The sequence below is a fragment of the Stappia sp. 28M-7 genome (assembly GCF_014252955.1).
Classification (GTDB): domain Bacteria; phylum Pseudomonadota; class Alphaproteobacteria; order Rhizobiales; family Stappiaceae; genus Stappia.
The window spans coordinates 2,534,953-2,555,036 of record NZ_JACMIA010000001.1; the positions used below are offsets into that span (position 1 = coordinate 2,534,953).

The 20,084-nt window shown below is 67.8% G+C and carries 19 protein-coding genes and 2 tRNA genes; all 21 read right to left on the reverse strand.

Annotated elements, in window-relative coordinates; translation table 11 throughout:
- Positions 1-14: 14 nt before the first annotated feature.
- Entirely contained in the window at positions 15-1,250 is a 1,236-nt protein-coding gene (locus tag H7H34_RS11115; protein ID WP_120267848.1) for an NADH-quinone oxidoreductase subunit E, read from the reverse strand.
- Positions 1,250-2,434, reverse strand: coding sequence for an NADH-quinone oxidoreductase subunit D (locus tag H7H34_RS11120; protein WP_120267847.1), 1,185 nt, complete (start codon positions 2,432-2,434; stop codon positions 1,250-1,252). The genes H7H34_RS11115 and H7H34_RS11120 overlap by 1 nt, the downstream gene beginning before the upstream one ends.
- Before the next feature lie 8 nt (positions 2,435-2,442).
- The gene (locus tag H7H34_RS11125; RefSeq protein ID WP_120267846.1) at positions 2,443-3,048 is read right to left on the reverse strand and encodes an NADH-quinone oxidoreductase subunit C; all 606 of its coding nucleotides are present in this window, start codon (positions 3,046-3,048) and stop codon (positions 2,443-2,445) included.
- Between the two features lie 65 nt (positions 3,049-3,113).
- The gene (locus H7H34_RS11130; RefSeq protein ID WP_120267845.1) at positions 3,114-3,692 is read right to left on the reverse strand and encodes a NuoB/complex I 20 kDa subunit family protein; all 579 of its coding nucleotides are present in this window, start codon (positions 3,690-3,692) and stop codon (positions 3,114-3,116) included.
- Entirely contained in the window at positions 3,683-4,048 is a 366-nt protein-coding gene (locus tag H7H34_RS11135; RefSeq protein WP_067215349.1) for an NADH-quinone oxidoreductase subunit A, read from the reverse strand. Before H7H34_RS11135 ends, H7H34_RS11130 begins: the two co-directional genes overlap by 10 nt.
- Positions 4,049-4,282: 234 nt before the next feature.
- A complete protein-coding gene (locus H7H34_RS11140; RefSeq protein WP_185925223.1) occupies positions 4,283-5,149 on the reverse strand; it encodes a class D beta-lactamase in 867 nt (288 codons plus the stop codon).
- 223 nt (positions 5,150-5,372) lie between these two features.
- Positions 5,373-5,449: transfer RNA gene (locus H7H34_RS11145), tRNA-Asp, on the reverse strand.
- Between the two features lie 43 nt (positions 5,450-5,492).
- Positions 5,493-5,569 (reverse strand) — tRNA-Asp (locus H7H34_RS11150).
- Between the two features lie 215 nt (positions 5,570-5,784).
- Complete coding sequence (locus H7H34_RS11155) at positions 5,785-7,083, reverse strand: murein hydrolase activator EnvC family protein (RefSeq protein ID WP_245165051.1); 1,299 nt, start codon at positions 7,081-7,083, stop codon at positions 5,785-5,787.
- A gap of 159 nt (positions 7,084-7,242) precedes the next feature.
- Positions 7,243-7,965: a protein-L-isoaspartate(D-aspartate) O-methyltransferase gene (locus H7H34_RS11160; protein ID WP_371811385.1), complete on the reverse strand. Its 723-nt coding sequence runs from the start codon at positions 7,963-7,965 to the stop codon at positions 7,243-7,245.
- A gap of 46 nt (positions 7,966-8,011) precedes the next feature.
- Complete coding sequence (surE, locus tag H7H34_RS11165; RefSeq protein WP_120267842.1) at positions 8,012-8,773, reverse strand: 5'/3'-nucleotidase SurE; 762 nt, start codon at positions 8,771-8,773, stop codon at positions 8,012-8,014.
- Positions 8,773-10,053, reverse strand: a complete 1,281-nt coding sequence (serS, locus tag H7H34_RS11170) for a serine--tRNA ligase (RefSeq protein WP_185925224.1) — start codon at positions 10,051-10,053, stop codon at positions 8,773-8,775. Before serS ends, surE begins: the two co-directional genes overlap by 1 nt.
- Before the next feature lie 60 nt (positions 10,054-10,113).
- On the reverse strand, positions 10,114-10,896 hold the full coding sequence (gene tatC / locus H7H34_RS11175) for a twin-arginine translocase subunit TatC (RefSeq protein WP_120267840.1): 783 nt from the start codon (positions 10,894-10,896) through the stop codon (positions 10,114-10,116).
- Positions 10,893-11,417 (reverse strand): Sec-independent protein translocase protein TatB, encoded by a 525-nt coding sequence (gene tatB, locus H7H34_RS11180; protein ID WP_185925225.1) that lies wholly within the window; start codon positions 11,415-11,417, stop codon positions 10,893-10,895. Before tatB ends, tatC begins: the two co-directional genes overlap by 4 nt.
- A 95-nt stretch (positions 11,418-11,512) precedes the next feature.
- Positions 11,513-11,752: a twin-arginine translocase TatA/TatE family subunit gene (locus tag H7H34_RS11185; RefSeq protein WP_185925226.1), complete on the reverse strand. Its 240-nt coding sequence runs from the start codon at positions 11,750-11,752 to the stop codon at positions 11,513-11,515.
- A gap of 90 nt (positions 11,753-11,842) precedes the next feature.
- Positions 11,843-12,970, reverse strand: coding sequence for an ABC transporter ATP-binding protein (locus H7H34_RS11190; protein ID WP_120267837.1), 1,128 nt, complete (start codon positions 12,968-12,970; stop codon positions 11,843-11,845).
- Complete coding sequence (gene scpB / locus H7H34_RS11195) at positions 12,954-13,622, reverse strand: SMC-Scp complex subunit ScpB (protein ID WP_120268352.1); 669 nt, start codon at positions 13,620-13,622, stop codon at positions 12,954-12,956. Before scpB ends, H7H34_RS11190 begins: the two co-directional genes overlap by 17 nt.
- A 91-nt stretch (positions 13,623-13,713) precedes the next feature.
- Entirely contained in the window at positions 13,714-14,568 is an 855-nt protein-coding gene (locus tag H7H34_RS11200; protein WP_371811386.1) for a segregation and condensation protein A, read from the reverse strand.
- Between the two features lie 58 nt (positions 14,569-14,626).
- Positions 14,627-15,649, reverse strand: a complete 1,023-nt coding sequence (gene nagZ / locus H7H34_RS11205; RefSeq protein WP_185925228.1) for a beta-N-acetylhexosaminidase — start codon at positions 15,647-15,649, stop codon at positions 14,627-14,629.
- Positions 15,650-15,787: 138 nt separating this feature from the next.
- On the reverse strand, positions 15,788-18,229 hold the full coding sequence (locus H7H34_RS11210; protein WP_185925229.1) for an SPOR domain-containing protein: 2,442 nt from the start codon (positions 18,227-18,229) through the stop codon (positions 15,788-15,790).
- A gap of 60 nt (positions 18,230-18,289) precedes the next feature.
- Positions 18,290-20,056, reverse strand: coding sequence for an arginine--tRNA ligase (gene argS, locus H7H34_RS11215; protein WP_067215373.1), 1,767 nt, complete (start codon positions 20,054-20,056; stop codon positions 18,290-18,292).
- Positions 20,057-20,084: the final 28 nt, after the last annotated feature.

The window sequence follows — 20,084 nt, forward strand, 5'->3', positions numbered from 1 at the left end:
GCGATCCCCTTCCCTTAGGACTTGCTCGTGGGCACGTCGCCACCGTCGACGCGCCTGGAGAAATCGGTTTCGCCGCCGGACGCCAGCACCTTGGCCTGTGCGATCCAGTCTTCGCGATCGATACGCCCCTTGAACTTCAGCCGGGTGTCGACCCAGGCCTTGTTCTCGTCGGTCCAGGAGGCGATCTGGTCGAAGTGGTAGACGCCGAGCTCGTTGAGGATGCCCTCGAGCTTCGGGCCGACGCCCTTGATCCGCTTGAGGTCGTCCGCCTTGCCGCCGCGGGCGCCGGTCAGCAGCTCGGGCTCGCTCTCCTCCGCCGAAGTATCGGCCGCGGCAAGATCGAGGCTCGCCTGGGCGCTTTCCTTGGTCCGCTTGGGAGCCGCCGGCTTTGCAGCCTCGGTCGGCGCCGGGCCGGCCTCGTCCTTGGCAGCAGCGGCCTTGGCGGCAGCAGCGGGAGCTGCGCTCGCGGCCTTCGGCTTGGCCTCGGCCTTGGGGGCCGCCGTCTTGGCGGCACCGGCCGCAGCCGCGCCCGGAACGCCGTTGTAGTCGTTGCCGCCGGCATTGATCGAGGCGCCGGCAAAGGCATGCGAGGCCGCTTCCGCACCGTTGACCACTGTGGGAAGCGGATCGCCGCCGCGGGTCTTGTCGGACAGGCCGGTCAGCGTGGTCGGACCGCCTTCCGGCGCGCCGAAGCGACGGCCGTTCTGCGGGCCCGGGGTCACTTCGCGCCCGGCGGAAATGTCGTCGATGAGCTTTTCCAGGCTCTCCGGCGTCAGGTCCTCGTAGGTGTCCTTGAAGATCTGCACCATCGGCGCGTTGACGCAGGCGCCAAGGCACTCGACCTCTTCCCACGAAAAGTCGCCATCGGCCGACAGCTCATGCGCATGGGCCGCGATCTTCGACTTGCAGACCCGGATCAGGTCTTCCGAGCCGCGCAGCTGGCAGGGCGTGGTGCCGCAGACCTGGATATGCGCCTTCTTGCCGACCGGAGCCAGCTGGAACATCGTGTAGAAGGTCGCGACCTCCAGCACGCGGATATCCGGCATGCCGAGCATTTCGGCGACATAACGGATCGCCGGCTCGGGCAGCCAGCCCTCGTGCTGTTCCTGCGCCCGCCACAGAAGCGGGATCACCGCGGAGGCCTGGCGGCCTTCCGGGTAGCGCGAGATGACCTTGTTTGCCCAGTCCAGATTGGCCGCCGTGAAGGCGAAGCTTTCGGGCTGCTCAGGGTGAAGGCGACGAACGGCCATTACCGGTCCACCTCTCCGAACACGATATCGAGGGAGCCGAGAACCGCCGACACGTCGGCCAGCTGATGTCCACGGCACATGAAATCCATCGCCTGCAGATGGGCAAAGCCGGGAGCCTTGATCTTGCAGCGATAGGGCTTGTTGCTGCCGTCGGCGACGAGATAGACGCCGAATTCGCCCTTCGGCGCCTCGACGGCCGCATAGACCTCGCCTTCCGGCACGCGGTAACCTTCGGTGTAGAGCTTGAAGTGGTGGATGAGCGCTTCCATCGAGCGCTTCATCTCGCCGCGCTTGGGCGGAACCACCTTGCCGTCCATCGACGAGACCGGGCCAGTCTCCACCGTCAGCTTCTCCAGGCACTGCTTCATCAGGCGCACCGACTGGCGCATCTCTTCCATGCGGATGAGATAGCGGTCGTAGCAGTCGCCGTTCTTGCCGATCGGGATGTCGAAATCGAGTTCGGCATAGCACTCATAGGGCTGCGACTTGCGCAGGTCCCAGGCAGCGCCCGAGCCGCGCACCATGACGCCGGAGAAGCCCCGCGCCCAGGCGTCCTCCAGCGACACCACGCCGATATCGACGTTGCGCTGCTTGAAGATGCGGTTGTCGGTCAAGAGACCCTCGATGTCGTCCAGCGTCTGCAGGAACGGATCGCAGAAGTCCCAGATGTCGTCGAGCAGTTCCTTCGGCAGGTCCTGGTGCACGCCGCCCGGCCGCACATAGGCGGCATGCATGCGCGCGCCGCAGGCCCGCTCGTAGAAGACCATCAGCTCTTCGCGCGGCTCGAAGCCCCACAGCGGCGGGGTCAGCGCACCGACGTCCATCGCCTGCGTCGTCACGTTCAGCAGGTGCGACAGGATCCGGCCGATCTCCGAGTAGAGCACGCGGATCAGCTGGCCGCGCTTGGGCACGGTGATGCCGAGCATCTTCTCGACCGCCAGCGCGAAGGCATGCTCCTGATTCATCGGCGCGACATAGTCGAGCCGGTCGAAATAGGGCACCGCCTGCAGGTAGGTCTTGTGCTCGATCAGCTTTTCGGTGCCGCGATGCAGCAGGCCGATATGCGGATCGACACGCGTCACCACCTCGCCGTCAAGCTCCAGCACCAGGCGCAGCACGCCGTGCGCCGCCGGATGCTGCGGGCCGAAATTGATGTTGAAGTTGCGGACCTGAGCCTCTGCCATCGGCTGCCTCAATTGGTCTTGGCTTTTTCGTCGCCGGGCAGGATGTATTCCGCACCCTCCCAAGGCGACATGAAGTCGAAGTCACGGAATTCCTGGTTGAGCCGGACCGGCTCATAGACCACCCGCTTCTTCTCGTCGTCGTAGCGAACCTCGACATATCCCGTCAGCGGGAAATCCTTGCGCAGCGGATAGCCGTCGAAGCCGTAGTCGGTCAGGATGCGGCGCAGGTCCGGATGACCGGAGAACAGCACGCCGTACATGTCGTAGGTCTCACGCTCGAACCACTCCGCACCGGCGAACACGTCGATGATGGAGGGAACCGGCGTTTCCTCGTCGGTGGCCACCTTCACGCGGATGCGCAGGTTCTGCTTCGGCGACAGGAAGTGGTAGACCACATCGAAGCGGTTGTCCCGCTTCGGCCAGTCGACGCCGCACAGATCCGTCAGGTTGACGAACTGGCAGCTGGAGTCGTCGCGCAGGAACCGCACCACCTGGACGATCTCCGAGGCCCGCGCGAGAAGCGTCAGCTCCCCGTACTCGACCTTGTAGCCGTCGAGGGCATCGCCCAGATGCGCCTGAATGTGTTCGCCAAGCTCGGCGAGCGTCTCGTCCATGATCCTGACCCGTCTAGTCGCTTGCGGGAGGCGTGCCGGCCGGACCGGCACTCCGCGGGCGGCGTTCAGCGTTCGATCGTTCCGGTGCGGCGGATCTTCTTCTGAAGCAGAAGAACGCCGTAAAGCAGCGCCTCGGCCGTCGGGGGACAGCCGGGAACGTAGATGTCGACCGGAACCACCCGGTCGCAGCCGCGCACCACCGAATAGGAGTAGTGGTAGTAGCCGCCGCCATTGGCGCAAGAGCCCATGGAGATGACGTAGCGCGGCTCCGGCATCTGGTCGTAGACCTTGCGCAGGGCCGGAGCCATCTTGTTGGTCAGCGTGCCGGCGACGATCATCACGTCCGACTGGCGCGGTGAGGCGCGCGGCGCGAAGCCGAAGCGCTCGGCGTCGTAACGCGGCATCGACATCTGCATCATCTCGACCGCGCAGCAGGCGAGACCGAAGGTCATCCACATGAGCGAACCGGTGCGCGCCCACTGGATCAGATTGTCGGTCGCGGTGACGACGAAGCCCTTGTCGGCCAGCTCGTCGTTGATTTCCATGAAGAACGGATCATTGGCGCCGACCGGCTTGCCGGTGGCCGGATCCAGGATGCCCTTCGGAGCCTGGGCGATGAGCGGCTGCTGCGACGTCAGTCCCATTCCAGGGCCCCCTTCTTCCATTCATAGATGAAGCCGACGGTCAGAACGCCGAGGAAGGCCATCATCGACCAGAAGCCGTACCAGCCGAGGTCGCCGAACGCGACCGCCCAGGGGAACAGGAAGGCCACTTCGAGATCGAAGATGATGAACAGCAGCGCGACCAGATAGAAGCGGATGTCGAACTTCATGCGCGCATCGTCGAAGGCGTTGAAGCCGCACTCATAGGCCGACAGCTTTTCCGAATCGGGATTCTTGTAGGCGAGCAGGAACGGCGAAATCAAAAGCGCGAGGCCGATGACGAGCGATACCCCGATGAAGACGAGGATCGGAACGTAATCTCTCAGGAGCTCTTCCATGTCCTAATGTCCTTCCGCCGGGCCATTTCCGCTGCGGAGCCCTGTGCCCCATGCAACGCGTCCGGCCGCGCAAAGCGCAGCCGGTCCCTCTTTCCCGGCGATTGCGGCGGATGCGCGTGGAGGCACGCTCCCGCCAGTGCCCATGGGGCACGCTTAGCCCACGCACAAACGCAACGCAAGTCCGACGACGGTGTAATCGAAAGCGGTTTTTTGCAGGCGCGAAAGGCCCCTGCGTCAGTTTTTGCCCGAAAGCGGCGGACCATCGGCGGGCAGGCGCTTTGCGATGGCGGGCCATTCCTCCAGGAAGGCCGCCCGGGCGCGCCGCCCCGGCGAGCCGCGCTGGCGCGTCTCGTCCTGCACCAGCCGCACGAAGACGAGCCGCTGACCCTCGCGGCTCCCTTTCGCCTCGGCCCAGCCGACGAACCAGCCGAAGCCGCGCGAGCGGTCGAAACTGCCGTCCGCAAAGCGCGGATAAGCTCCGCCCGTCTTTCCGGTCAGCGTCCAGCCTTCGCCCGCCTCGAGCGACGGCAGCAGGGCCTCGGCCTGCGCCTGCGCGCTTTCCGACAGCGGCAGCGTGCGATTGAGCAATCCTGTCAGAAACAGCGCCTGCTCGCGGGCAGAGACCATCATGGAGGACGCGATCCAGGCGCGCTCCAGCCCGTTGTCCTCGCCCGGGTCGCCGGAAAAGTCGGCATTGCCGAAGCCGAGCGCGCTCGTGCGCTGCTCCAGCAGCGGACGGCCGAGCTTCCTGGCCATGCGCTGCGAATACCAGACGACGGAATGTTTCATCCAGTGCATGGGGTCGACGTCGCCGCGCCAGGGATCGCCGCCCCAGTCGACCTCGCCCCTGGCCCAGGTCCAGACCGGGGAATGCGGGCCGCTCAGCACGCCTTCCTCATAGCCGATGGCCGCGAGCGGCACCTTGAAGGTGGAGGCCGGCGTCACGCGGCGCGTGCAGTCGCCTTCCTCCAGGAGTACCGAGCGGCTCGCCGATTCGATCACCATCGTGCACATCACGCCCGCCTGCGCCGGCGCTGCGCCCCCTGGGGCCAATGTCCCCAGAACCAGAATCGCCAGCGCCCCGCCCGTGATCCGTGCCATCGATGTCCCCTCCCCGGATGAAACGCGCCGACCGGTCATGCAACCGCACGCAGGCGAAGAACCCGCCATGCAATTGGTGCGACAATGTGTCGGTGCCGGGCTTTTGCACAGGAGACGCGCGGCGCGGCCGGCGGCGAACGGAAGACGAGGCCCGAAGGCCCGTCCGTCGCCTCGGCGTCCGGTCTGGAAAGTCTGAACTCGAGGAGAAAGAAGTTTGGGCGAGTGGCGCGAGTGACGGGGCTCGAACCCGCGACCTCCGGCGTGACAGGCCGGCACTCTAACCAACTGAGCTACACCCGCTCGCCCGCTTCGCATTGCTGCGAAAGGCTCCCGTAAAGGTGAGTGGCGCGAGTGACGGGGCTCGAACCCGCGACCTCCGGCGTGACAGGCCGGCACTCTAACCAACTGAGCTACACCCGCTCACCTCATGGCGACGCTTGGCCGCCGGGAGTGGCGGTGATGTACGGCGAGCCGCGCGTCAAGTCAAGCGCAAGCGGCCGCTCATGTGACGATTGTGCAAAGAGACTTTGCCTGCTGCCGCCGTTGCTTGTGGAAAACGAAAACGGACGCGCCGGGTGGGCGCGTCCGCTGCAAGGTTCCTGCCCGCCCGAAAGGCGCGCGGAAGGCGAAACCCCTTACAGGCTCGCGAGATACTTCATCGGGTCGACCGGCTTGTTGCCGCGGCGCAGCTCGAAATGAAGCTGCGGCTGGCTCACCGAGCCGCTGGAGCCGGCCTTCGCGATGGTCTGGCCGCGCTGCACCGCATCGCCGCGCTTCACCAGCAGCGAGCTGTTATGGGCATAGGCGGACACCCAGCCATCGTCATGGCGCACCAGGACCAGGTTGCCGAAGCCCTTCAGCTCGTTGCCCGAGTAGATCACCGTGCCGTCCTCGACCGCCTTGATCTCGGTGCCTTCCGGCAGGGCCAGGTTGATTCCATCGTTATGCGCGCCGCCCGGCTTGGGGCCGAACTCGGAGATGATCCGTCCGCGCGCCGGCCAGCGGAAACGCCGGTCGCCGGTTGCCGCAGGCTCCGGGGTGGTGTCGCGGGACACAGCGATCGGTGCGGTCGGCGCCGTCTCGCCGCGTGCGATCGCGGGCCGTGCCGGGCTCGTCGCGACCGGGGTCGCGGGCTGGCTCGGGCGGCTGGACAGGGCCGCGGGCTTGCTCTTGGGCGAGGTGACGACACCCCTGCCCGGCTGCGGCGTGGTCAGGGAAGCGAGTCGCGTCTGGGCACCCGGCTTTGCCTGCGGCCGCGGCGCGCTGGCAAGTCCGGCTCCGGCCGGGATCGAGCCGGTCACGCTCGGCGAGCCGCCGGCATCCGGCAGGCGCGTCGTCGGCTGCGACGGCGCGGCGGACGCGATGTTGGGGGCGCCATGCGAATAGGTCGGGATCGTCACGCGCTGGCCGGCCGTGAAGCTGCCATTGGCGTCGGTGCCGTTGATCTCGCCGAGCACATGCTGCGGGATGCCGTAGCGCCGCGACAGACCGGCGACGGTGTCGCCCTGGCGTGCGGTGATCTGGGTTGCCCCGGCCGTGGTCCATCCGCGCACCGTACGCACCTGGCCGGAAGCTGCCGCCGGAACGCTCGCCGCTGCCGGCACGCCGGCATAGGTGCCGGAGGCAGGCGGCGTGCTGGTCCGCGCATTGCCGATGGAACCGGTCGACACGGGCCTGTTGGCGGCGGTCGGCGGCGGCAGCGTCGAGCGCTGCACGGCACCCGTCGTCTGGCGCGGCCCGGCCGCGACACTGTCGAAGCTCGGCTGGGACTTCCCGCCAAGCATCGCACGCTGATTGTCAGTATTGCCGGTGAAGATGGGGTCCTCGAACCGCTCGACGCCGCCGCTGCAGGCTCCTGCGAGCGCGGCGAGCACGATCACGACGGCAGTCTGCGTAAGCAGTCGGGAGGAAGGGCGAAGAACCTGCATTGTCATGGCGCTACTCGGACTGAAGACACCTGAAATCATGATGTCGATTAAATGCCGGTAACGTTGATAAAGACTTAAAGTCGCGGCCCGCCCGTAAACCAATTTGCGTTTTCGTGCCGAAAATCTCCGGCCGGTCTGCATCCGGCCCTTGCGCCGGGCGCAAGGCTACAACCGGCTCGCCGTTCCCTCGACCAGCGGCACGAATCGCACCTCCGCCAGCACCTTCTCCGAAAAGCGCCCGCCCTGCTTTTCCATCAGCACCAGCTGCTGGAGGCTGCCCTTGGGCCCGCGCGGCATGATCAGCTTGCCGCCGTCCGCCAGCTGGTCGAGCAGGTCCTTGGGCACCTCGGGTGCGGCGGCGGTGACGATGATGCGGTCGTAGGGAGCGCTTTCGGCAAAGCCTTCCAGGCCGTCGCCGTGATGCACGCGTACACTCGTGATGCGCAGCGACGCCAGCCGCTCGCGCGCCAGATCCACAAGGGTGCGGTAACGCTCGATGCTGTGCACCTCCCCCGCCGTCAGGCCAAGGATGGCCGCCTGGAACCCGGAGCCGGTGCCCACTTCCAGCACCTTGTGCTTGGGGCCGATGTCCAGCGCGTCGGTCATCCTGACGACGAGGCTCGGCTGGGAGATGGTCTGGCCGCACTCGATGGGCAGCGCCGTGTCCTCGCCCGCATGCCGCTGCAGCGCGGCGGACAGGAACATGCGCCGCGGCACCCGCTCGATCGCCGAGAGCAGCCGTGTGTTGCGAATGCCTTGCGAGCGCAGCCGCAGGATCAGCGCAGCCGTCGCCTCGCGGTCGGCCTCGGCCTGCCGTTCGGCGGCACTGCGCATGTCCTCGCCGTCGGCCGGCCAGCTATCGTCTCGGCCCTTGCCGTTCTCGCTCACCAGCCCCTCCCCCGGCCATCGCTGGCCGAAGACGCAAAATGCATCGTCAGCCCAGCAGGTCTTTCAGTTCGCCGAGCAGGTCGTGCGCCGTCAAGTCCAGCTTCAGCGGCGTCACCGAAATGCGGTTGTGCACCAGCGCCGACAGGTCGGTGTCGCGCGGCGGATCCTCGTCCGCATTGCGGAAGCCGAGCCAGTAATAGGGCACGCCGCGCCCGTCGGTGCGCGCATCGACGCCCAGCTCGCTCACCTTGCGCTTGCCCTGGCGCGTCACCTCGATGCCCTCGACCTCGTCCGGCGCGCAAGGAGGGAAGTTGAGGTTGAGCAGCGTGTCCGGCGGGAAGCTGAAATCCAGCAGGCGCTGGATCAGCTTCGGCGCATGGGTGATCGCGCAGGAATAGTCGGCCCGCGCACCTTTCGACCAGGCAACGCCCTGGGACAACGCGATGGAGCGGATGCCCATCAGCGTGCCTTCCATCGCGCCGGCGATGGTGCCGGAATAGGTCACGTCGTCGGCCGCGTTCTGGCCCCGGTTGACGCCCGACAGGATCAGGTCCGGCCGCTTGTCGGTCAGGATCTCGCGCACGCCCATGATGACGCAGTCGGTCGGCGTGCCGCGCACGGAGTAGCGGCGCTCGCCCATGTCGCGCAGGCGCAGCGGGTCGTGCAGGGTCAGCGAGTGGGCCACGCCGCTCTGGTCGGTCTCGGGCGCCACCACCCACACGTCGTCGCTCAGTTCCCTGGCGATCTGCTCCAGCGCGGCAAAGCCGGCTGCGTGGATGCCGTCGTCATTCGTCAGCAGGATGCGCATCAAAGCCCCTCGATCGTCTCGATGCCGCCCATATAGGGCCTCAGCGCCTCGGGCACCGTGATGCTGCCGTCCGCGTTCTGGTAGTTTTCAAGGACCGCGATCAGCGCGCGGCCGACCGCAATGCCCGAGCCGTTCAGCGTGTGCACGAACTTCAGGCCCTTCTCGCCCTGCGGGCGGAAGCGCGCATTCATGCGCCGCGCCTGGAAGTCGCCGCAGACGGAGCAGCTGGAAATCTCGCGATAGGCGTTCTGCCCCGGCAGCCAGACCTCGATGTCGTAGGTCTTGCGCGCACCAAAGCCCATGTCGCCGGTCGACAGCGCCATCACCCGGTACGGAAGGGCGAGCCGCTTCAGCACTTCCTCGGCGCAGCCGGTCATCCGCTCCAGCTCGTCGAGCGACGCGTCCGGATGCGTCACCGACACCAGCTCGCATTTCCAGAACTGGTGCTGGCGCAGCATGCCGCGCACGTCGCGTCCGGCAGACCCGGCTTCCGAGCGGAAGCACGGGGTCAGCGCCGTCACGCGCAAGGGAAGCTCCGCCTCGTCCAGCGTCTCGCCGGCCACCATGTTGGTCAGCGGCACTTCGGCGGTCGGGATCAGCCAGCGTCCGTCGGTGGTCTTGAACAGGTCCTCGGCGAATTTCGGCAGCTGCGAGGTGCCGTAGAGCGCCTCGTCGCGCACCATGAGCGGCGGCGAGACTTCCATGTAGCCGTGCTCGCCGGTCTGCAGGTCCATCATGAACTGGCCGAGCGCCCGCTCCAGCCGCGCCAGACGCCCCTGCAGCATGACGAAGCGCGCGCCGGCAATGCGCGCGGCCCGCTCGAAGGCAAGGCCCGGCAGCGCGCCGGCGATCTCGAAATGCTCTTTCGGGGTGAAGTCGAGGCTGCGCGGCGTCCCGACGCGGCGCACTTCGACATTGTCGCTCTCGTCCTTGCCGTCCGGCACGTCGTCATGCGGCATGTTGGGCAGCACCGACAGGGCGGCCTGCAGCTCGGCATCGATCTGCCGCTCCTGCTCCTCGCCCTGCTGGATACGGGACTTGAGGGTCGCGACCTCGTCGATCACCGCCTGCGCGGCCTGCTCGTCACCCGAGGCCTTGGCCTTGCCGATCTCGCGCGAGGCGGCGTTACGGCGCTCCTGCGCCTGCTGCAGCTCGGCGACGAGCGCCCGCCGCCGGTCGTCGATGGCGATCAGCCGCGCCGCCTGCGGCTCCAGTCCGCGCCGGTCCATGGCGCGGTCGAAAGCCGCGGCATTGTCGCGGATCCACTTGATGTCGAACATGAGAAACCCCGGGATTGCTGCCGGCGCGCCGGAATGGCGGATCGTCGGTCGCGGCCCGGATCAGGTCTCCGCCTCGGCGGCCTCCCGCTCGGCCCGCTTCTTCTCGACCAGCCTGACGCAGATGATCGACACTTCGTAGAGAAGCAGTGTGGGAAGTGCAAGGCCGATCTGGCTGATCGGATCCGGCGGCGTCAGCACCGCCGCCGCGATGAAGGCGATGACGATGGCGTATTTGCGCTTCGTCCGCAGCCCCTCGGCCGTGACCAGCCCGACCCGGCCGAGCAGCGTCAGCAGCACCGGCAGCTGGAACACCAGGCCGAAGGCGAAGATCAGCGTCATGATGAGGCCGAGATACTCGCTCACCCGCGCCATCAGCTGGATCTTGGCCGTCCCGCCCGTCCCGTCCTGTTCCATCGACAGGAAGAAGCCCATGGCCAGCGGCATCACCAGGAAGAAGACCAGCGAGGCGCCGAGGGCGAACAGCACCGGCGTCGCGAACAGGAACGGCAGGAACGCCCCGCGCTCATGCTTGTAGAGCCCCGGCGCCACGAACATGTAGAGCTGGCCGGCGATCACCGGGAAGGCGATGAACAGCGCGCCGAAAAAGGCGAGCTTCAGCTGGGTGAAGAACAGCTCCTGCGGCGCGGTGTAGATCATCTCCACCGGGTGTCCGGCGGCATTCTCGTAAGGGATGACGAGGATGTTGTAGATGTCCTGCGCGAAGTAGAAGCACACGATGAACGCAAGGAGCGTCGCCACCACCGATTTCAGCAATCGGCTGCGCAGTTCGATCAAGTGTTCGATGAGCGGCGCCTTCGAGGCGTCGATGTCTTCCTGGCTCATGCCGTCCTGTCACTCGCCGTGTTGGCCGTGCCGCTCTCGCCCGGCGTTGCGGAACCCGGCGTCGCCGGGGTCTTCGATGCCGGAGTTCCCGTCGCAGGATCTCCCGCCGCCGCAGCCTGGGTCGCCTGCGCGGCCGGCCCGGTGCCCGTCTCGGATGCTCCCGCCGGCGTCGTGCCCTTTCCGCCCGCCTCGTCCGCAGGCTTGGCCGCCGCCGTGTCGGCGGGCTTGGCCTCGGCCGGCTTGGGCGGTTTGCGGTCCGTCTCGATGGATTTCTTGAGGTCGCCGAGCGGATCGAAATTCGCCGCCTTCTCGACCTGCTTCTTCATGTCGGCGATGTCGGCCTGCTGCTCGGCCTCGCGCAGCGCCTCGTTGAAGGTCGACTGGAACTCGCCCGCCATCCGCCGCACCTTGCCGATCGTCTGGCCGAAGGTGCGCAGCATCCGCGGCAGGTCCTTCGGCCCGACGACAAGGATCATGACGACCGCGACAACAAGCAGTTCCGTCCAGCCGATATCGAACATGTCGATCCGTCTTCCGCGTTCGAAGGGTCAGTGTCCGCATCCGCACGCCGCCCGTGAAGGGGCGGCATGGCGCAGGCGTCCGGCTCGTCCGGCGCTCAGCCCGCCTGGGACTTGTCCTCGGACTTGCTGGTGACCACGGTCTCGTCGGCCTTGTGATCGATCGTCTTGCGGCTGGCGGCGGTGTCCGTCTCGCTCTCGTCGTCCTCGTTGAGCCCCTTCTTGAAGCTCTTGATGCCCTTGGCGACATCGCCCATGAGCTCGGAGATCTTGCCGCGGCCGAACAGCAGAACAACGATCACCGCGATGATCAGGATCTGCCAAATGCTGATACCCATACGCCCAACTCCCTGGTCTTCCGGTGCACGCGCTCCGGCGCGGCACTATTGCAACAAAGCGGTCGCCACCGCAACCGGACCCTTGCGGCCCTATTCCCCGCTTTCGCGCGGGAAGGCGATCACGTCCCGGGCATCGAGGCGCACCCCGACATCCATGCCGACGGCGAAGCGTCCGCCATCGCGAATCCTTGCGTGGAGCGGCAGGTCCAGCCCCTCCACCGCCACCTCGACGAGATCGACCTCGCCGATGAACCTGCGGCGCATCACACGCCCGCGCTGGCCCTCGCCCTCCTCGCCGAGGAGAATGCCTTGCGGGCGCACGCAAACATCGATGTCCATGCCCCTGACGATGCCAGGGGCGGCAAAGCGCCCGAACACGGTCTCCACCTCGTTGTCGCCCGCGCTCGCCTCCAGCTCGTTCAGCTCGGAGAAGAAGCGCGCCGCGAACATGTCGACGGGGCGGTTGTAGAGATCGTCGGCACTGCCCAGCTGCACCAGGCGGCCCTTGCGCATCAGAGCGATGCGGTCGCCCATGCGCATTGCCTCTTCCGGGTCGTGGGTGACCATCACGCAGGTCGCCCGCGTCTCGCGCAGCACCGCCAGCGTCTCGTCGCGCACCGTATCGCGCAGCCGCCGGTCGAGGCCGGAGAACGGCTCGTCCATCAGCAGCACACCCGGCCGCGGCGCAATGGCCCGGGCCAGCGCCACACGCTGCTGCTCGCCGCCCGACAGGGCGTGCGGATGATCGCCCGCATGCGAGGCGAGCCCCACCCGCGTCAGCGCCGTCAGCGCGGTCTGGCGTGCTTCATTGCGGCCCATATGCGTCAGCCCGAAGGCGACGTTCTCGGCAATCGTCAGATGCGGGAACAGCGCATAATCCTGGAACATCAGGCCGACGCCGCGCCGCTCCGGCGGCAGGAACACCTGCGGCCCCGCCACCTCGCGCTCGTTGATCAGCACGCGCCCGGAGCTCTGGCGCTCCACGCCGGCGGCGATGCGCAGCAAGGTGGTCTTGCCGCAGCCCGAATGGCCGAGCAGGCACAGCACCTCGCCCGGCTCCACCGTCAGCGAGACGGAGCGCACGGCCGCCAGCTGTCCGTAGGAATGGCTCACCGCCTCGAAGCTCAGCCGCGCCGCGATGGTCGCGCCGGCCGTGCCGCGCGTACCCCAGCGCCGGACCGGCGCATCCGCCGGCCTTGCGTCAATCGTCGCGGTCATGGCGCGGCTCGTCGTCGTCTTGCATCAAATCGAACAATTCAGCCTCGTCGATCGGGTCTTCCTCGTCCCTGAGGTCGGAGGAATCGTCAGGCACCGGCACGGTGAACCCCGCAGGTACGGCGCTGTCGAGCAGGCCGGAGCCCTTGAGTTCCTCAAGCCCCGGCAGATCGCCGACCGAAGTCAGCATGAAATGCTCCAGGAAGCCTTCCGTGGTGCCATAGGTCACCGGCCGTCCCGGTGTCCGGCGTCGTCCGCGCATGCGGATCCAGCCGGTTTCCAGCAGCACATCGAGCGTGCCCTTCGAGGTCGAGACGCCGCGGATCTCCTCGATCTCCGCCCGCGTCACCGGCTGGTGATAGGCGATGATCGCCAGCGTCTCCAGCGCGGCGCGCGAAAGCTTGCGCTCTTCCACCTGCTCGCGCGCCAGCAGATAGGCGAGATCTTCCGCCGTGCGAAAGCCGAATTTTCCGCCGATTTCCACAACATTCACGCCGCGGGTCGCATAGGCGCGGCGAAGCGTGTCTATCAGGGCGGGAACATTGGTTCCGGCCGGCAACCTGGCCGCGATCTCCTCGACGCTGAGCAGGTCCCGCGAAGCGAACAGCAATGCCTCCGCCATGCGCAGCCCGCTTTCGGGCGACGGTTCCGGCATTGCCTGCAGGTCGTCGAGCGGCAGCTCGCCGTCCGTTCCGTCCTGCACCCCGCCTTCGCCCTGTGCTGCCTGCTCCCGGCCGCTCGTCACGTCACGCCTCGTCCTTTTCGCCGGTTTCCGGCGCTGGCGAACCCTCAGCGGGTCCGCGATCGCCCGGATCGGGCCTGCGCCTCAGATAGAGCGGGGCGAACGGCTCTGCCTGGCGCAATTCCAGTTCGCCCTCGCGCACGAGTTCGAGACTTGCCGAAAAGGTGCTGGCCAGCACGGTGCTCGCCTTGCTGCCATCACCGATATACTTCGACAGATAGGCATCCAGCGGCATCCAGTCCATATGCAATCCGACAATCCGCGTCAGCAGGTCGCGCGCTTCCTGCAGCGACCAGACGGTGCGCCGGCGCACCTGGACGGATGTGACCGAGGTGCGCTGGCGCTGCGCCGCATAGGCGATGAGCAGGTCGTAGAGCGTCGCCGACCATGCGCTGCGCCGGGCAATCGATACCGCCTCGGGCCGTCCCCTTGCAAAGATGTCCCGCCCCAGGCGGTTGCGGTTCATCAGCTTTTCGGCCGCCTGGCGCATCGCCTCCAGCCGCCGCAGACGGAAGGCGAGCGCTGCCGCCATCTCCTCGCCCGAGAGCTGATCCTCTTCCTTCTGCTCGGGGATCAGCAAGCGCGATTTCAGATAGGCGAGCCAGGCGGCCATCACCAGATAGTCGGCGGCCAGTTCCAGCCGCAGCCGCCGCGCCTCGGCGACGAATTCCAGATACTGCTCGACCAATGCCAGGATCGAGATCCGGGCCAGATCCACCTTCTGCTTGCGGGCGAGCGTCAGCAGCAGGTCGAGCGGCCCTTCGAAGCCGTCGACATCCACCACCAGCGCCGGGTCCGTCGTCGCGCGGTCAGACGCAACGCTTGCCGGATCCGGATCCTCGAAAAAGGTGTCTTGCACCCTTGCCCCCAACGGCCCTCGCCCGAGCCTCCGCAACAGACATTGCCAAGGGTTCCTTTTAGGACAGAGCGCGCGCCTCCGCCAGCAAGGCATCGAATTCCGCGCGTGCGGCCTGCCGGTCGAGCGGCGCCGGCTGCGGCCTTGCCCGCAGCGCCGCCTGCGCCCGCTCCAGCGCCTTGCCCGACAGGTCCGGGCTCGCGCCGGCGACAGCGACCATCTCCGCCATCTCGCCGTTGCAGTGGAGCGCCATGTCGCACCCGGAGGCAAACAGCAGCTCCACCCGCTCGCCGACCTCGCCGCCGAGCGCCTTCATCGACAGGTCGTCGCTCATGAGCAGCCCGTCGAAGCCGATGGCCCCGCGCACGATCTCCTCGATCACCCGCGCCGACTGGGTGGCCGGGTGCGCGGGATCGACCGCGGTGAAGATGACATGCGCGCTCATGCCGAGCGGCAGGTCGGCAAGGGCGCGGAACGGCGCAAAATCCGTCTCCTCCAGCTCGGCAAGCCCCGTCTCCACCACGGGCAGATGATAGTGGCTGTCCACCGTCGCCCGGCCATGGCCGGGCATGTGCTTGATCACCGGCAGCACGCCGGCGGCCAGCAGCCCGTCCGCGAAGGCCCGGCCGATGGCCGCGACGCCCTCGGGGCTTGCGGCATAGGCGCGGTCGCCGATCGCCTGGCTCGTCCCGGCCACCGGAACATCGAGGATCGGCGCGCAGTCGACGGTGATACCCATGTCGAGCAGGTCCGTGCCGATCAGCTGGCCCCCGAGAAGCGCGGCCCTGAGGCCCGCCTCGCGGTCGATGGCCAGCAACTGGCCGTAGACCGCGCCGGCCGGATAGTCGCCGACCAGCGGCGGGCGCAGGCGGCGCACCCGGCCGCCCTCCTGATCGATCAGCACCGGCGCGTCCGGCTGGCCGACGCAATCACGGAAGTCGGCACACAGCGCGGCGATCTGATCGCCGGACTGGCAGTTGCGGCCGAACAGGATCAGCCCCCAGGGCTGCTCGCGCGCCAGGAACGCCCGCTCCTCCTCGCTCAAGGAGAGGCCGGAACACCCGGTGATGAAGGCCTTGGTCATCGGCTGGAAATCCCGTGTCGCCCCGGCCGTCTCGTCGGGCCGGTCATGATGTGGAAGGCTTGTATGTCGCGAAAACGGGCGGCCCGTCGTCCGGTCCGCCCGCTTGAATGTCTTGTCTGTCGCCGCAAGGCGGGTCCGTCAGTTCCGGCGCACGAAGCAGTCGCCGCCGGCCGACTTCAGCCGCTCGCAGAGCGAGATCGCATCGTCGCGCGAGGACGTGGGGATGCGCACCCGGTAGAAGGTGCCGCGATCGCCGAGATCTGCACGCTCGATCACCGGCGACACGCCGCCGAGCACCGAGCCGTAGCGCCGCTGCAGATCGCCGAAGGCCGCCTGTGCCTGTTCCTGGGTCCGCTGCGAGGACACCTGCACGATATAGGTCCCGGCCGGGATGGTGCCGGTCGCCGGCGCGGAGGCCTGCGTTGCGGCCGGCTGCTGCGGTTGGGCCGGAGCTGCCGGTGCGGGCGTCGTGCGCGGGGCCTGCGCCGTCAGGTCGAGCGGCGCCTGCGGGCTGCGGACGGGCTCCGCCTGACGCGGCGCGGTCGCGTTGGCCGCCAGCGTGTCGATGTCGCCCGGCTTGGTGCGCGGCACATTCGGGCCGGTCGGGTCGGTGCTGCCATTCGCAGTCGCCGGTGTCCCCGCCTGGGCCGACCTGTCGCCCGACAGCTGGTTCGCCGCACCGGCTGCCGCCTGTCCGGCCGCATCCGGCGTCGAGGTCAGCTGGTTCTGCGCGCCCTCGGCCGTTCCGCTGGTGATCGGCATCGTCGAGACCTGGCGCACGCCGTTCGCATCCGTCGTCGCCTGGCCGCTGGCTGCGGTCGGCTCCTCGGGTCCGGTGCCGGGAATGCGGGCGGTGTCGCCTGCCGGCGCGGCCGGAGCCGAATCCGGAGCAGCCGCCGGTGCAGTCCGGCCCGGCGCATCGCCGGAAATGATCGTCCCGTCGGGACGCACGACTACCGTGCGGACCTTGCGCGGACCGGAGGAAACGCCCGGCGCGCCGTCCGTATCGTCGTTTCCGCTCAGCGGAGCCGGCGGAAGAGAGGCGACCGGTGTCTCGTCCTGCAGCACCAGGCGCTCGTCGCTGCCATTGTCGCTGCCGACGCGGTCGTAGATCAGCTTGTTCTGGCCGTCATTCGCGGAGGTCTGGCTGTCGGGATAGACCTTCAGCCCCTCGCCGTCGGCGGTGATCACCGGCGGCGGGCCGCTCATCTCATCGCCGCCCATGTTGGTGAGCGCGAAAACGCCGCCGCCCAGCACCACGACGCCGAGAACGGCCGCAGCCGCGTAGAGGCCACGCTTCGATCTCGCGGCCGGCTCGGCTGCTTCCTGCTCGCGCTCGGAATGGGCCGGCAGCACGCCGTGGCCGCCGAGCTGCGGATCGCCCTCGCGCATGGCCTGCGCCACCTCGTCGAGGTCGTAGCCGCCCGGCGGCGGCGGGGCTTCCGCCTCTCCGGCGAAGATGTCGTCGACCGCCTCGTCGAATTCATCACGATACCCGGCCGCTCCAACCGCTGCGGCAGTGCCGTAGTGGCGCGCGCCGGGCGCGGCATCCAGGCCCAGCAGATCGTCATCGTCGGCTTCGCCGGCCTGCCCGTAGTCGTCGCGGGCATAGGTCTCGTCGGCGTAGTCCTCATCGGCATAGTCGTCGTGTGCGGCCTGTGCGGGCTGCGCTGCCGCGCCCCAGGCCGGTTCGGCGGCACGCGGACCGCGCAGGGCCCCGAGAAGCTCGTCCTCCAGCGAGGCAAGCGGATCTGCAGCGGGAGCTGCAGCCGGCTCAGCACTCTCTTCGGCCGCGAAGTCATCGGCAAACTCTTCCGACGCGCCCTCGTCGTAATAGGCGGCCTCGTCCGCCCGCGTTGCCGAGCCCGCCCACAGCTGGGCGGGGGCATAGGCCGGCGCTGCACGCACCTCGCCCGCACGCTGGGCATAGGCGTCGAGCGGCTGTGCCTCTGCCGCTTCCGGCTCGGCATAGTCCTCGTCCGTGTAGCCGTCCTCGGCATAGGCCTGCTCGCCGTAGCCGCCAGCGGATTCGGTGGCGTAATCGTCCTCGGCATAGGCTTGCCGGGCGTACGGGTCGTTCGGATCGGCCAGCCCCTCGTCGACCAGCGCGCGGTCGGCATAGACCTCGTCCACATAGGGCTGGGGCGCCAGCGCCTCCGCCTCGCGGCGATCCTGCGGGTAGCTGTCGTCGGCAAGGGCCTCCGCCTCGTCCTGCGGATAGGCCTCGCCCCGATCGTCGTATCCCTGGCCCTGATAGCCATGAGCTGCCGGCTGCGGCGTCTCGTAGGCCTCGGGAGCATAGGTGCCGAAATCGTCGGAAAGCCCGGCCTCGAGCTCGCGGGCCCACGCCTCATGATCGATCAGGTCGCGGGAGGCATCGTAGCTGCCGCGGGCAGCCGGCGCCTCGCCCTCGGTGCCGAGAGCAACCGGGCGGTAGCGGGCATTGCCTTCGCTGACGATACGGGCCAGCTCGACGAGCGGGTCCTCTTCGAACCCGGCATTGTCCCCGGACTGACCAGTATTCTCCTGGTATCGATCGCCGCGCTGGTCCTGGACCGGATAGTTCGAGCGACTGGACATGGTGCTAGGGACTTCTCCGCTGACTGCGGCGCGCCTCGCGCACCGGCGATCCATCCCGCCCTATCGCATCTCCTCCGGGGCCTCCACGCCAAGAATGCCAAGGCCGGAGGCAAGAACCAGGGAGATTGCATGTACGAGACCCAGGCGGGCCAGTGTTGTTTGTCGATCTTCAGCGTTAATAAAACGTAATTGCGGCGAATCCTTGCCTTTATTCCATTGCGAATGCAGGGCACTGGCCAGTTCGTGCAGGTAGAACGACACCCGGTGCGGCTCGTGTGCTTCCGCTGCGCTTTCCACCAGACGCGGCCAGGCGGCCAGCTTGGCGGCGATGTCGCGCTCGCCCGAATCGGTGAGCAGCGAGAAGTCAGCCGCTTCAAGAGCTTGCGGCGAAACCGCCTCCGCGCCGAATTCCTCGCCGGCCTGGCGCAACACCGAGCGGCAACGGGCATGGCCGTACTGCACGTAGAAGACCGGGTTGTCCTTCGACTGCTCGGTGACCTTCTGGAAGTCGAAGTCGAGCGGCGCGTCGTTCTTGCGGTAGAGCATCATGAAGCGCACCGGGTCGCGGCCCACCTCTTCCACCACGTCGCGCAGGGTGACGAACTCGCCCGAGCGCTTCGACATGGTCACCTGCTCGCCGCCGCGGAACAGCTTCACCAACTGGCACAGCCGCACGATCACCTTGGCCTCGCCCTTCGAGATGGCGCGCCCGACGGCCTCCAGCCGCTTGACGTAGCCGCCATGGTCGGCGCCCAGGATGAAGATCATTTCCTTGAAGCCGCGCTCGTATTTCGACAGGAAATACGCAACGTCCGCCGCGAAATACGTGTAGGACCCGTCGGACTTCTTCAGCGCGCGGTCGATGTCGTCGCCGAACGCGGTGGCGCGGAACAGCGTCTGCTCGCGGTCTTCCCAGTCGTCCGGCAGCTGCCCCTTCGGCGGCGGCAGCGTGCCCTCGTAGACGAGGTCGCGCGAGCGCAGTTCTTCCAGCATCCGGTCGATCTGCGAGCTGTTGGCCCCATCGCGCGCATGCAGCGTGCGCTCGGAGAAGAACACTTCGTGCCGCACGTTGAGCAGCGCCAGGTCCGCGCGGATCAGGTCCATCATCGCGTCGATGGTGGCGTCCTTGACCAGCACCATCCGCTCGCGCTCGTCCATCGCCAGCAGGCGGTCGGCATACTTCTCGACCAGCATCTGCCCGACCGGCACCAGATAGTCGCCCGGATACAGCCCTTCCGGGATCGCGCCGATATCCTCGCCGAGCGCCTCGCGGTAGCGCAGGAACGCGGAGCTCGCCAGCGTGTCGACCTGCGAGCCGGCATCGTTGATGTAGTATTCGCGGGTGACGTCGTAGCCGGCGAAGTCGAGCAGCGAGGCGAGCGCATCGCCCACCACCGCGCCGCGGCAATGGCCCACATGCATCGGCCCGGTCGGGTTGGCCGACACGTATTCGACATTGACCTTCAGCCCGCCGCCCATGGTCGAGCGGCCGTAATCCGTGCCCGCCGCCAGGATCCCGGCCACCACCTTCGCCCACACGCCCTCGGTGAGCCGCAGGTTGATGAAGCCCGGCCCCGCCACCTCGGCGCTGACGATATCGTCGTTTTCCGCCAGCCGTGCCGCCAGCTGTTCGGCGAGCGCGCGCGGGTTGGTCTTCAGCGGCTTGGCCAGCACCATCGCGGCATTGGTGGCGAGATCGCCATGAGCGCTGTCGCGCGGCGGCTCGACCACGCAGCGCTGCAGCAGCTCGGCGCTCACCTCGTCGCCCGGATGCAACTCGCGGATCGCCGTACGGACGAGGTCGGCATAATGGCTGAAGATGTTCATGTCGGTCTTTCGGTGTCTTGGGCGCAAA